Source organism: Variovorax sp. GW821-FHT09A10 (assembly GCF_059418385.1).
This window is the reverse complement of the sequence record NZ_JBWKPT010000011.1, coordinates 1-12,577: the sequence shown is the minus strand read 5'-3', so window position 1 is coordinate 12,577 and position 12,577 is coordinate 1. Positions and strand designations below refer to the sequence as shown.

10 protein-coding genes are annotated in these 12,577 nt (G+C 62.7%); 6 read left to right on the top strand and 4 right to left on the bottom strand.

What is annotated here, in order from left to right:
• The 3 genes from AC07Q9_RS27820 to AC07Q9_RS27810 all read right to left on the bottom strand — a co-directional run bounded on the left by AC07Q9_RS27820 (position 1) and on the right by AC07Q9_RS27810 (position 4,260).
• The gene (locus AC07Q9_RS27820) at positions 1-2,241 is read right to left on the bottom strand and encodes a sulfatase-like hydrolase/transferase (protein ID WP_495312523.1); all 2,241 of its coding nucleotides are present in this window, start codon (positions 2,239-2,241) and stop codon (positions 1-3) included.
• Positions 2,242-2,298: 57 nt separating this feature from the next.
• Positions 2,299-3,297, bottom strand: a complete 999-nt coding sequence (locus tag AC07Q9_RS27815) for a Bug family tripartite tricarboxylate transporter substrate binding protein (protein ID WP_495312522.1) — start codon at positions 3,295-3,297, stop codon at positions 2,299-2,301.
• 81 nt (positions 3,298-3,378) lie between these two features.
• Positions 3,379-4,260, bottom strand: a complete 882-nt coding sequence (locus AC07Q9_RS27810) for a ribokinase (RefSeq protein ID WP_495312521.1) — start codon at positions 4,258-4,260, stop codon at positions 3,379-3,381.
• Between the two features lie 254 nt (positions 4,261-4,514).
• On the opposite strand from AC07Q9_RS27810, the gene AC07Q9_RS27805 reads away from it, so the two are divergent.
• Together AC07Q9_RS27805 and AC07Q9_RS27800 are read left to right on the top strand one after the other, a co-directional pair.
• A complete protein-coding gene (locus tag AC07Q9_RS27805) occupies positions 4,515-5,996 on the top strand; it encodes a sulfatase family protein (protein ID WP_495312520.1) in 1,482 nt (493 codons plus the stop codon).
• Positions 5,997-6,126: 130 nt separating this feature from the next.
• Positions 6,127-6,870, top strand: a complete 744-nt coding sequence (locus AC07Q9_RS27800; protein ID WP_495312519.1) for a GntR family transcriptional regulator — start codon at positions 6,127-6,129, stop codon at positions 6,868-6,870.
• A 536-nt stretch (positions 6,871-7,406) separates the two neighbouring features.
• On the opposite strand, the gene AC07Q9_RS27795 is transcribed toward AC07Q9_RS27800, so the two are convergent.
• Positions 7,407-8,336: a helix-turn-helix transcriptional regulator gene (locus AC07Q9_RS27795; RefSeq protein WP_495312518.1), complete on the bottom strand. Its 930-nt coding sequence runs from the start codon at positions 8,334-8,336 to the stop codon at positions 7,407-7,409.
• A 235-nt stretch (positions 8,337-8,571) separates the two neighbouring features.
• Between AC07Q9_RS27795 and AC07Q9_RS27790 the strand changes: the two genes are divergently transcribed.
• The 4 genes from AC07Q9_RS27790 to AC07Q9_RS27775 all read left to right on the top strand — a co-directional run bounded on the left by AC07Q9_RS27790 (position 8,572) and on the right by AC07Q9_RS27775 (position 12,494).
• On the top strand, positions 8,572-9,879 hold the full coding sequence (locus tag AC07Q9_RS27790; RefSeq protein ID WP_495312517.1) for a porin: 1,308 nt from the start codon (positions 8,572-8,574) through the stop codon (positions 9,877-9,879).
• A gap of 190 nt (positions 9,880-10,069) precedes the next feature.
• On the top strand, positions 10,070-11,272 hold the full coding sequence (locus AC07Q9_RS27785) for a cytochrome P450 (RefSeq protein ID WP_495312516.1): 1,203 nt from the start codon (positions 10,070-10,072) through the stop codon (positions 11,270-11,272).
• A 12-nt stretch (positions 11,273-11,284) separates the two neighbouring features.
• A complete protein-coding gene (locus AC07Q9_RS27780; RefSeq protein WP_495312515.1) occupies positions 11,285-11,497 on the top strand; it encodes a ferredoxin in 213 nt (70 codons plus the stop codon).
• Positions 11,490-12,494: a PDR/VanB family oxidoreductase gene (locus AC07Q9_RS27775; RefSeq protein ID WP_495312514.1), complete on the top strand. Its 1,005-nt coding sequence runs from the start codon at positions 11,490-11,492 to the stop codon at positions 12,492-12,494. Before AC07Q9_RS27780 ends, AC07Q9_RS27775 begins: the two co-directional genes overlap by 8 nt.
• Positions 12,495-12,577 lie beyond the last annotated feature (83 nt).

The following is a 12,577-nucleotide window of genomic DNA, read 5'->3' as shown; positions in this document are numbered from 1 at the left end:
CTATTCGCTCTTTGAAATCACGGCGGCTGTCGTGACCGCCGACGCGGCATCCAGGAACTCGATTCGAATCTTGTCCACGCCCGTCTGTGGGTAGTCGAAGGTGCCTTCGTATGCGGTGCCGACCTGCGATGTCGCGTCGCGACACACCGACAGACCGAAGAATGAAAGATGGCTCGAGGTGTATGGAATGGTCACGCTCCCCACGACTTCGCCGTCCTGCCAAAGCTCGGCAGAGCCTTCGTGGCCGTCCTGTGCGCGCCGCAGCCGCAAGCCGACGGCACTCGCCCCGAGTGGCGCCGCGCGTTCGCTGATGCAGCGCACCCGCTGGCCGAGGCAGACATGTTCAAAACACAAGCGGTTGTCGCGGATGTAGAGCACGTATCCGCCACCGATGCTGCCGCTGGCGACCAGAACGCCTTCATCGAGGTCCGCTCGGTTGCACAGGTCCACATGAATGACGAAAGAGCGATCGGTGCCGGTGAGTCGCGTCGAAAAGGGCACGATGCTTTGGTCAGGCCGAAGAACAATCGCCTGGCGGTTGTGCGAACTGAGCGGCGTGCGCAGACGGATGAGTTCCACCAGCGAACGATCGTCGATGGGCAGGACCTCGTTGGCCCGTGCCTGTTCCCACCACAGGCTGGCAAGACGCTTCACGATTTCCGGATGCGATTCACTGAGGTCTTGCGCTTCCGAGAAGTCGACCCGCGTGTCGTACAGCCGCCATTTGTCTTCTTCCAGCGACTGCCCCATCACGTGTTCGGTGACGGCCTTCCAACCTTCGTGCCAGATTGCGCGGTGACCCATCATTTCCCAGTACTGAACACCTCGTGGTGATGCAGCCTGAGGTTGGGCGAACGTATGGGAGAAGTCTCGACCATCGAGATCGGGCTCCATGGGCTGACCCACCAGCGACAACACGGTCGGCGCAATGTCGATCGCATGGACGAATTGGTTGCGAACCTCGCCGGGTGTGGAAATGCCACGCGGCCAGCTGACGACCAGCGGCGAACGTACGCCGCCCAGATCGACAAGTTGCTTGTATCGCCGGAAGGGCGTATTTCCAACCATGGCCCATCCCTCGGGATAGTGAGCGGGGCCCAGAGGACCGCCGATCTCATCGAGGCGCTTGAGCTGCTCTTCCACTGTTTCCCGGCGCCCGCTGTAAGGGCCATTCACATCCACGGCACCGTCCTTGCCGCCCTCCCGGCTGGCGCCGTTGTCCGACATCACGATGACAACCGTGTCATCGGAAATTCCCATGCGTTCAAGCGCAGACAGCAGCCTGCCCAGTTGTTGATCCGCGTGGGTCAGAAAGCCGGCGTAGGCCGCTTGCAGGTGGGTATAGAGCAGACGCTCCTGCGCTGTGAGCGAACTCCAGGCCGGCACGCCTGTATTCCGCTCGGTCAACATCGTGTCGCTGGGCAGCAGCCCCAGGCTTTTTTGTCGTTCCAGCCGATCGATTCGGGTTTGATCCCAGCCCTTCTCAAAGATCGAGATGTAGGGGGCAATGGTCTCGCGAGGCGCTTGAAACGGCGCGTGCGTCGCACCAAACGCGAGCTGAAGAAAGAAGGGCCTGCCACCACCGAAACTCTGCTGGTCGGCGATGAAGCGGATCGCGCGGTCAGCGAGGTCCGCACTGAGGTGATAGCCCTCCTCGGGTGCCAGCTCGATGGGTTGATTGTCTTGAACCAGCTCGGGGGCGTACTGATCGGTGGCCCCGTCGAGAAAGCCGTAGAACTTTTCGAAGCCCTTGCCGAGAGGCCAGTTGTGGAACGGCCCCGCCGGGGTCATTTCGTGCCGGGGCGCAAGGTGCCACTTGCCCACCATGAACGTTCCGAATCCCTCCGGCTGCAGCCGCTGGGGCAGCGTTCTCACGTCGTTGCGAATGAAGCCGCGCGAGTTCGGAAAGCCCGTGTCGACGTCGGAAAGAAAGCGCATCCCGATGGCGTGATGGTTGCGACCGGTCAACAGGCACGCCCGCGTGGGCGAGCACAGCGGCGTGACGTGGAAGTTGGAATAGCGCAAACCGCGCTGCGCCAGCGCATCGATGTGCGGCGTGGCAATTTCGGAGCCAAAGCAGCCGAAGTCCGACCACCCGGTGTCGTCAAACACGACCAGCAAGATGTTGGGTTGGCTGCCGCGATTCGCTTCTTCGGCGGGGTTCGGCCAGTGCGGCGCGCTGTCGGCAACCGTTTCTCCAATGCGGCCACTGAATGGTCGCTGATGCTTGTCGTTTGACACCTGTTTTCCTATCTAGAGGGTGTTCGGATTCGTGCGTGCTGACACCGCGGCCATGCCCTAGCGCAGGGATGGCTTGAGCGCTTCGATGACGGGTTGGAGGCGTCGTGCCTCGCTGGCGACCAGCGCACCCAACTCGGTGGGGGAGAGCACCAGCGGCTCCTGTGCCTGCGCGAGCATTGCCGCGCGGACGTCGGGCTGCTGCAGCACGGCGTTGATCTTTTCATTGAGAGCACTGACCACCTCGGCGGGCGTGCCCTTGAGGACGAAGTAGCCCGTATAGCCACTCAGAACAAAGTCCTTCAGCCCCAACTCCACGAAGGTGGGCACATCAGGAAGCAGGGGAGAGCGCTTCGCCGCCGCGATGCCGATCAGCTTGATCTTTGCCGACTTCAGCTGATTGATCACTGCGGGCAGACTCACCCATCCCAGTTCGAGCTGGTCTCCCTGGAGATCCTGGACGACAGGAATCTCTCCCTTGTAGGGAACGGGCGTGAGGCTGACGCCAAGTTCCCGAGACATCCATTCGCCAGCCAGATGGGGAATGCTGCCTGGTCCCCAGGTGCCGTAGCTGATAGCGCCGGGCCGGGCCTTGGCAAGCGCCACCAGTTCCTTCAGGTTCTTCGCGGGAAAGTCGGCACGTGCCACCAACACGGGAGGCGACGTGCTCAGGCCCGCAACCGGAACAAAGTCGGCGTCCGAGTAGCGCGCTGCGGCATTGAGATTCGGCGTCAACGTAAGGAGTGCAATGCCGGCGTGAAGCAACGTGTATCCGTCCGGCGGCAAGGCTTTCACGAAGTTCGCCGCCAAAACGCCGCTGGCGCCGGGACGGTTTTCAATGATCACCGGCTGTCCGAGAGACTGTTGAAGCTTGTTGGCGACCAGGCGCGCCATGCCATCCGCGCCACCGCCGGGCGGGAACATGAGAACGGTCTTCAATGGCTTGCTGGGGAAGCCTGGGGCCGCCATCAAGTGCGGGCTCATGACGAGGGCGGACAGAGCGCCCAATACGCTGCGGCGGTTGATCGGCGCGCTGCCGGTGCGAACAAGCTGGTTCATGGTTTTCATTCCTGTAATGCCCACTTTTCGGTTGAGCCCGAACGTCCGGGCCAAAACAAGGTGCGCGAAGACTTCCCGACGTCAAACCGGAGGCCGGGCGCCTCGATAGGTGACCGCCTCGGCGCCTGCATCACTTGCAAGAACGCAAGCCTCCCGCAAGGAGAGACCCCGACTCAGTGCACCGGCCAATGAGCCGATATAGGCGTCGCCGGCCCCAGTGGTGTCCACCGTCGAAACTTCCCTGGCCGGGATGAACGCCGTTCCTTGCGCGTCATGCAGGCAGGAGCCTCGTCTTCCGAGGGTCAGCACGACCGACTTCGCACCTGAAAGCTGGTGCAGCTTGAGTGCAAGCTCCTTCGGCTCGGTGCAGCTCGTGGAATCGGCCATCTGAGAGGCTTCGGTCTCGTTCACCACCAACGGGTCTGCGAACGACAGAGTCTGTTCGCTCAACTTGATGCATGGACCGTTGTTCACGACCACTCGAGCCTTGAACTCGTGCGCGACGCGCGCCGCCTGCTCGATGACTTCGACAGCCAGCTCTGTTTGCAGGATCACCACCGATTCCGACTTACATAGCTGCGAGAGCGCGCGCACCACAGTCGAAGCGTCGACTCTGGCATTCGCACCAGGAACGACAACGATGGAGTTTTGACCGTCAGACGTCACGGAAATAAAGGCCTGCCCGGTGGTCGTGTCGCTCACCGTGGCGACGTGCGCCACATCAACCCCGCCCGATACAAGCGACGCGAGTTGCGCTCTGCCAGCCGCATCGTCACCCACTGCTCCCACCAGCGCCACCTTCGCGCCGCCCCGACTGGCGGCCGCGGCTTGGTTGGCACCCTTTCCCCCAGCGTATAGACACAGAGATTGGGCGAGGATGGTCTCGCCACCCTCGGGAAAGCGCTCTACTTGGACGACGGAATCCTGATTGATGGCTCCGACGACGATCACATCACTTGTCATTGCAATACTCTTGTCATGTTGGACGTCCAACAACGATACGGCAACATTCACCGGAACGCAAGCTTTCGTCTGCGCGAACCCGCCCCCGTGAAAACCCGGAGACTGAAGGGCAATCGCATCATTAACATTGGACGTCCAACGTCAAAATTCTCTGACGCTTGAATCCTTCGTCGACGACTGGGCCGGATTCGGATCGGTCCTCTCCCGAGGTTCTGACGCCAGTTCGCCACCTCCAAACTTCACTGGAAGTTCTCATGCCAACGCGACGCAATATCCTTCTCTACACCGCTGCCATGGTTGGGGCGAAATCTGCACTGCCTGCATTTGCGCAGCGCAGCGTCGTTTCAAAGCGGCCGAATATCCTGCTGCTCATTGCCGATGATTGGGGAAGGTTTGGAGCGCAAGCGCTCGACGAGCTCGGTGCGAGCATGCCGACAATGAAGCGGTTGCGCGAAGGGGGTGTTTCCTTCAGCAACGCTTTTGTGACGGCGCCATCTTGTACCCCCTCGCGCGCGTCGATCCTCACCGGCAAGCTGCCTTGGCAATTGGAAGAGGGGGTGAATCTGCAAGGCACTCTTCCCAGCAAGTTCGCGACCTACACCGAATTGCTCGAGCAAGGCGGCTATCACGTCGGATTCATGGAAAAGGGTTGGGGGCCCGGCAAGCTTGAGCCGGGAGGTCGAACTCGCAATCCGGCAGGCAACAAGTTTTCGTCACTCGACGCCTTTCTTTCTGCGCGGCCCGAGCAAACGCCCCTTTGCTTTTGGTATGGCGCATTCAAGCCGCACCGTCCCTTTGAGGCCGGAATTGGCGCCAAGCACGGCATCGATGCGGCAAGCATCACGGTCCCTGCATTCCTGCCGGACACGCCCGCGGTCCGCAGCGACCTCGCAGACTTTCGCTATTACCTGGAACAGTTCGATCGCGAGGCGGGCCTGCTGCTGGACGAATTGGAGCGAAGGGGCGAGCTGGAAAATACATTCGTGGTCCTGACAGGTGACAACGGTCCGCCATTTCCTCGCGCAAAAGCCAATCTCTACGACGCGGGCTGCCACGTGCCTCTTGTCGTGATGTTTCAGCGCCACGTGCCTTCCGGTGTGAAAAGCGACGCGATGATCTCGTTGGTGGACCTGGCTGCGACGTTCCTGGAACTCGCCCGTTTGCCCCAGCCGCCGGACCTCGAATCGAGATCACTCATGCCTCTGCTGAAAGGCGGAAGCGCCGATCGGACATTCGTGCTGGCGGGACGCGAGCGACATCTGGACGGGCGAGAAGTTGCTGGGCAAGGTTATCCGTCACGAAGCCTGCGCACCTCGAGATACCTTCTGATCCGCAACTTCCGGCCAGACAGGTGGCCAGCGGGCGCGCCGCCCAGGCGAGCGGTGGATCGCCGAATACTTGACAGTGATGTGTACTCGGCCTTTGCAGATATCGACAAGGGCACGACAAAGACGGAGCTCGTGCTGCGTGGCGACGAACCTGGCTTCAGACGAGCGTTGGCACTTGCGACCGCAAAGCGCCCGGCGCTTGAACTCTACGATGTCAAGGCCGATCCCTACCAGCTCGTCAATCTGGCGGCCAAACCACGGTTCGGGCCACTTTTGAAGCGTTTGGATCGATTGCTCGGCGAAGAGCTCAAGCGCACGAACGATCCGCTCATCCTGGGCAATACGGACATCTTCGATTCCTACCCTACCTACGCAGATCCGGGATTCGGCCGGCCAGCAAATTTCTAGGTCACGCGAAGGCTGCTCAACAGGGGGGCGAAGACACGGTAGCATGCTGCTCATTTGCGGAACAAATCGCGGAAATGAGCATGCGCGAAAATAAGCCCGCTTCCCCCGTTTGTGATTTAGCCAAGCCCATATGAACTCCATTCGCGGTACAAGAACAACTGGATCACTTGTCGATCAAATAGCCGAGCAGTTCAGGAAGAATATTTCATCCGGCGAATGGAAGGTCGGTGCAACCATTCCTTCAGAAACAGCATTGGCTCAATTGCTAGAAGTTTCTCGAAACACGGTAAGAGAGGCTGTCGCGCGGCTCTTGGTTGAAGAGCGGTTGCGGATTCGACGCGGAATAGGCACGATCGTTCTGGAACCACCATCCCCTCCGGTGCCTATTGCCGTCGGCCTTTATCAGTCGCTCACGAACGCAATCACAAGTTCAGGCCATTTGCCCTCCTTCAAGCTGCATAAAATAAAAATAGAAGAAGCAAAAATTGAAGAAGCAAAAGAGCTCGGGTTGAGTGAGGGCGAACCGATTATTTACGTGGAACGAGAAATCCGCAGCGATGATCAGTTGCTGAGCTTCAGCTACGAATACTATCCTTGTCGATTCTTTGGCGAAGATACGTCTCTTGCGATTTTCGAAAATTCATTCTTTGAAATATTCAAGCATTTCAATATTGAAGTCGACTCCGTCCAAGTGAAGTTCCGAGCGATTCACTCGAAGAAGATAGGCTGGAAGAAAAATGTATCCCCCGACGATCTTTTCCTTTTGCTCGATCGAACTCATCTGAAAGCAGGGAGCGCCGTATTTCACGCGAAGACCTACTGCATTGAAGGTCGACACAATGTGTTCACGACTGCGTCTCGGATCTCGTCATAGTTGAAATTTTCGAATTCCAGTTGAACGGACGATGTCCCCATCATCCGAATGTCATTGATCCGTGAATGAGAACCGACTCTCTGCCGATCGTGTCGCAGTATCCCGATTGAAGGGGTGAGTCCATGCGTAAGCTGCGTGGTCGCAAAAATTGGAAGAACCTTGAGATGCTCATGCATCTCTTGTAAGCGCCAAACATTGCGGCGGCAAGCATTTTTAAAAACCGCTATCCAGCCAAGCGCTATCTAACCACCTGCGAGCGCCTCGAGCTGCGGAATTGGGCAAATGAGCAGCGCGCTACTGCACAATCGTGCGACGTGAGAGTGGCATGTTGGTCGCACGCAAGCTGCCTTTTGCCGACGACCGCTTTTGATCGAAAGTGCCTATTCAATTGGCGGGCGCGTGCGGCAGCAATCGCTGCATAGCCGCCCTTCGGGTATGCTCCCTTCAAACGGGTTGCCGATGAAATCGGTGAACTGCGGCATCCAGGTGCATCGAACGCGCGGCTGGGGACGAGCTGCCGACTTGGGCGCAGTGCGCTACGCTTTCTGGAGCCCGCGCGCCTCTCGGGGTTGCACCCCGCGGTTGCGCTTGAAGGCGATCGAGAACGCGGCTTCCGACCGATAGCCGACCTGGCGGGAGATCCGTCCGATCGGCAGCGATGTTTCCTGCAGCAAGCGGGCGGCCTCGTGCATGCGGTGGCGCGTCATGTAGTTGAACAAGCCTTCGCCCAGCTCTGTCTGTGCGGCCGCGATCAACCGGGAGCGCGAGGTGCCGGCCGCGTCGGCGAGAAGGTCCAAGGTCCAGGAGCGCGCGATGTCGCCATGGAACGCGCGCAACGCGGCTGCCACCCGCGAGCCACCGGGGAGTGACGCCCAGCGAGGCACCGCCTCTGCGTGCGACGCAATGTAGTCGCGCACGAGCCCGATGACCGCCAGCTCCGCCTGGCGGGCGACGACGGAGCGGAAGCCGGGGCGCTGCGACAGCAGCTCGTCGCGGATCGACGCCTGGGCCTGAACCAGCCATGCGGGCATTTCATCGAAGTCCACGATCAGCGCGTCGGGAAGTGCGTCGAACAGCAGCGGGTTGCCGCTCTCGGCCGGCGCCATGCCGAGGTAGAAAGTCGACGTCGCGCCGGGGATGTCCTGCCCGTCCTGAACGATCGAGCGGAAACGATGGACGCTGGCTGCGGAGCGCAGTTCGACAGGCGGTTCGGGGGGGCTCAGCGCGGCGTCCTGGACGACATGCGCGTGGCCGCGCAGCACCAGGCAGGCGCTGTTGTGCCGCAGTGCGTTGCGAGTGCCCAGCCCCTCGATGGACAGGTTGCACGGGGCGCCGTGAATGACGTACAGGATCATCGGCCAGACATTGCGCGGCATGCGCACGCCCCACGGTGCGCTCAGCCGCGCGTCTCCAGCCTCGATCTCGGTGAATCGGCAGTAGTCGAGTGCGGTGGTGATCGGGTCCATGGGCAAATTGCATTTTCCGACGCTGGCGGGAACAGGCGCATCGCGCGCTGATCCGGACAAACCCGTGCTGGTCCTCTCGCAAAAGAATCCGGTCCCTTCGCATGGACGGGCCTGCCAATACTCCGCCCCAGCCCGCAGCCGCACCGGCTTCGGGCGCAGGAGACAAGACAGCGGGGCATGCCAGGCCGAAGGTCGGCGGCTCCGCACGTCGCCCCCATCGATCCGGAGCCTCACCATGAAAAGAACTTCCGTGGCGCCTGTCGCCGCACGCCGCCATGCCGTTGCCGCGTTCGCCGCAGCGGCCGCCCTGGGTACCCCAGCGCTGGCCTTGGCGCAATCGTCCGTGAGCCTCTTCGGCATTCTGGACACCGCCGTCAGCCACTACAGCACGAAGAGCGACAGCCAGGGGCTTGCGTCCGCAAGCCTGCCATTGGGGCTGCCGCCAGGCGTCCGGCAGCGTCAGACGGCGCTGTCGAGTGCTTCGCTGGTCGGTTTCCGCGGGACCGAAGACCTGGGCGGCGGGCTGGCCGCCGGTTTCTGGCTGGAGTCGCAGGTGACCAACGACGACGGCGAGCTCGGCCTGGGCAATTTTGCGAGGCGCTCCACCGTCAGTCTCTCTGGCAGCTTCGGCGAGCTTCGCCTGGGGCGTGACTACACCCCAATCTTCTGGATCGACACGCTGTACGACCCCTTCATCAACATCGGTGTGGGCGGGAACCTGGTCGGCATGGTCGGTGCGTTGCTGGCGGCGAACGCTGCGTTCTCCGGTGGCGGCCTGCTCAATGGCGGCTTGCCTGGCGGTCCCGACAACTACGTGCGCACCAGCAACAGCATCGGCTACTTCCTGCCGCCGTCGCTGGGCGGCATCTACGGCCAGTTCCAGTACGCGTTGCACGAGAACCCGAAGCTCGATGGCGCGCGGTACAGCCCTTCCACGCGTGGGCGGGAAATCGGCGCACGCCTGGGCTATGCCAACGGCCCGATCGACGTGTCTACCGCCTACACGGTGAGCACGGCCGCGGACAGCGTGCTGCCGGACAGCGCGCGCAGCCTGCGCCGAATCCGCAGCCTGGCCCTGGGCGCCTCGTACGACTTCGGCCCGGTGAAGCTGCATGGCGAGCTGTCCCAGGTCCGGGACGAGACGCGCAGTGCAGGCGCGGTCGATGCGCTGCCGATCGCAACGACCGATCGCTACAACGGTGCGATGGTCGGGTTGACCGTCCCTGTCGGTGCGGGCCTGGTGCGCACGACCTGGTCGCGGGTTCGCTTCGGGGGTGATCCGGGATCTCTGGTGCCAGCCGTTTCGACGCCGCGCGCCAGCGGCAGTGCCACCGCAACCAAGCTGGCGCTGGGCTACGTGCACTTCCTGTCGAAACGCACATCGGTGTACCTGACAGCCGCGCACATCCGCATCCGCAACGGCCACAACAACCCGATGGTCAAGGGCGTTCCGATCGGCGGGTCCGCATCGTATGTCGGGACTAGCGGCCTTGGACCGCGATCGGCCACGGGCTATGACATCGGCATCCGCCATCTGTTCTGAGCAGGCCGCACGACCGGACTTGCATACAGCCTAGCGTGGTCCTTTCGCGCAAGAAAGCGAGTCCATTGCATTGAAGCCTCTCCAGATACTTGGATCCACTGGAGGCCTTCGGCCTGCTAGCAACAAGAGACAAGGGCAGCACCAGGCTGCCGAACGCATCGATCAACGCTTTCCGATACCGAGAACACGCATGCCCCCCATCCCCGACATCGCATCGGCCGCTTTTCTGGCGGATCGCTATCCGACCTACCGACTGCTGCGCGACGAGCACCCACAATTTCGCACCGTCATCAACGGCGAACCATGCATCGTCCTGACCCGCTACAACGACGTCGACGAGGTGCTGCGCAATCCGCAGGCCACGGTGCAGCCGGAGCCCGGCAAGTTTCCCGAGCGCATCGGCGAGGGCGCGGCGGCGCGCTTTTACAAGGAGTCGTTGCCCAACGTCGACGCGCCCGATCACACACGCATTCGTCGCGTCGTCACGCCGGCCTTCAATCCGCAGACCGTCGCGAAGATGCGCGCGTGGGTGGAGGAGGTGATCGAGCGCCATCTGTTCAGGCTCCAGGCCCACGACGAGGTCGATTTCGTTACCGCGTTCGCCGACCCGGTGCCGGCCGAGATCGCATGCCGGCTACTGCATGTGCCGGTCGAGGACGCGGGAGCGCTCTTCGCGAAGCAGCATGCGCTGAACGCGGTGCTGAGTGTCTCGGACCTGACGCCGGAGCGCCTGGCTGGCGCCGACGATGCGGCCGGCTACTACTACGCCTACATGAACGACGTGCTCGAGACCCTGAAGGGCAAGCTTCCGCAGGACGACTTCGTCGGCGCGCTGATGGCCACGGAGGGCAGCCCCAACGGGCTGACGCGCTCCGAACTGATCACGACGCTGATCGGCTTTCTCGTCGCGAGCTATCACACCACCAAGGTGGCGCTGACCCACACGGTGCTGGCCTTCCTGAATCACCCGGACCAGAGGGCGCGACTGGTGGCCCAGCCCGAACTGGCCCGCTCGGCCTGGGAGGAGGTGCTGCGCTACGACGCGCCGATCCACTTCCTGCATCGCTACGCCAGCCAACCCCTCACTGTGGGCGGCGTGCCGGTGCCCGTGGGCAGCCGGTTGCTGCTGGGCCTGCATGCGGCCAACCACGACGAGCGCCGCTTCGCGCAGGCCGACCGCTTCCTCATCGACCGGCAGGACAACCGGCACCTTGCGTTTGCCGGTGGCGGTCATTTCTGTCTCGGTTCGCAGCTTTCGCGGCTGGAGGGCGACGTGCTGCTGCGGCGCATCTTCCAGCGCTTTCCGAACATGACGCTGCGCGAGACGCGCTTCGACCGATTCCCCGACCTGACTTTCCCGACGCTGCTGCGGCTGGACATCGGCCTGCACTGAGGGAGCCGGATCATGCGTCAACCTCATGTCCGCATCCAGACCGACGTGTGCTGCGGCTTCGGCAACTGCGCGCTGGTGTGCCCCGACGTTTTCGTGCTCGATCACGAATCCAATCGGGCGCGGCTCGCCGAGGGCGCGCCGATCGCCGTGCAGCGCGAACAGGTCGCGCGCGCGGTGCAGGAGTGTCCGACCCAGGCCATCGCGATGGTCGACGCCGATGCCTGAGCTGGCCGTCGATGCTTCCACGGCATGGCGACCGATGCGCGTCGCGGATCGCTACCCATTGGCGCAGGACGTGCACGCGCTGGTGCTGACCGGCATAGCTGGCATGACAGGCGACGCCGAGGCGCTGCCGGCATTCGCGCCGGGCGCACACCTGGAGATCGAAGTCCCCGGCGGTGTGCGGGCCTACTCGCTGTGCAATCGCCCCGGACCGATCGACCACTACCTGATCGCGGTCCACGACGCCCCCGCCGGGCGCGGCGGCGCGCGCCATCTCTGCCAGGTCCAGCCGGTCGGTGGGATGCTCAACGTGCGCGGCCCGCACAACACCTTTGCGCTATCGACGATGCATCCGCGCGTGGTGCTGGTGGCGGGCGGCATCGGCATCACGCCCATCATTGCGATGGCCGAGCACCTGGCCCTGAGCGGCGTGGCGTTTGCGCTGCACTATGCGGCGCGCACCCGTGCGGGTGCTGCGTTCGTCGATCGGCTTGCACAGTCGGCCTGCCGCGAGCGGTCGCATCTCTACTTCGGCGACGAGCCGCTGACCGGGCGCCTGGACCTGGCGCGGCTGTTCACCCAACTGGAGGACGACCAGCATGTCTACCTGTGCGGGCCGGGCGGCATGTTGGCCGAAGCGCTGTCACTGGGCGCGCGTCTGGGGCTGGAAGAACGCCTGCATTGCGAGCGCTTCGGCCGCAGCGAGCCGGTGGTCGCACCCGACGCGGCAAACGCACGCTTCGACGTGATCGCCGGCCGCGGCGGCCCACGCGTTCCTGTGCCCGCCGACTGTTCGATCGCAACAGCGCTGGGCCGCGCCGGCATCCAGATCCCGCTGTCGTGCGAGCAAGGCATCTGCGGCATGTGCATGACGCGCGTGATCGACGGCATTCCGGATCACCGCGACGAGTTCCTGTCAGCGGCCGAACGCGCCGGCAACGCGGTGATCTTGCCCTGCGTGTCGCGTGCGCACACGGCCACGCTGACGTTGGACATCTGACTTGGATGTTGGATTCCGCCAATCTCTGACCCTAGATTTCCGTCGAATACTGACCCACCCGCTTTGTGAGCCTGAAGGCTTCA

Excerpts from the sequence above, each read along its gene's own strand:
- AC07Q9_RS27800 (WP_495312519.1), top strand. The coding sequence starts at position 6,127 with ATGAACTCCATTCGCGGTACAAGAACAACTGGATCACTTGTCGATCAA.
- AC07Q9_RS27815 (WP_495312522.1), bottom strand. The coding sequence starts at position 3,297 with ATGAACCAGCTTGTTCGCACCGGCAGCGCGCCGATCAACCGCCGCAGC.
- AC07Q9_RS27805 (WP_495312520.1), top strand. The coding sequence starts at position 4,515 with ATGCCAACGCGACGCAATATCCTTCTCTACACCGCTGCCATGGTTGGG.
- AC07Q9_RS27810 (WP_495312521.1), bottom strand. The coding sequence starts at position 4,260 with ATGACAAGTGATGTGATCGTCGTCGGAGCCATCAATCAGGATTCCGTC.
- AC07Q9_RS27775 (WP_495312514.1), top strand. The coding sequence starts at position 11,490 with ATGCCTGAGCTGGCCGTCGATGCTTCCACGGCATGGCGACCGATGCGC.
- AC07Q9_RS27790 (WP_495312517.1), top strand. The coding sequence starts at position 8,572 with ATGAAAAGAACTTCCGTGGCGCCTGTCGCCGCACGCCGCCATGCCGTT.
- AC07Q9_RS27795 (WP_495312518.1), bottom strand. The coding sequence starts at position 8,336 with ATGGACCCGATCACCACCGCACTCGACTACTGCCGATTCACCGAGATC.
- AC07Q9_RS27785 (WP_495312516.1), top strand. The coding sequence starts at position 10,070 with ATGCCCCCCATCCCCGACATCGCATCGGCCGCTTTTCTGGCGGATCGC.
- AC07Q9_RS27780 (WP_495312515.1), top strand. The coding sequence starts at position 11,285 with ATGCGTCAACCTCATGTCCGCATCCAGACCGACGTGTGCTGCGGCTTC.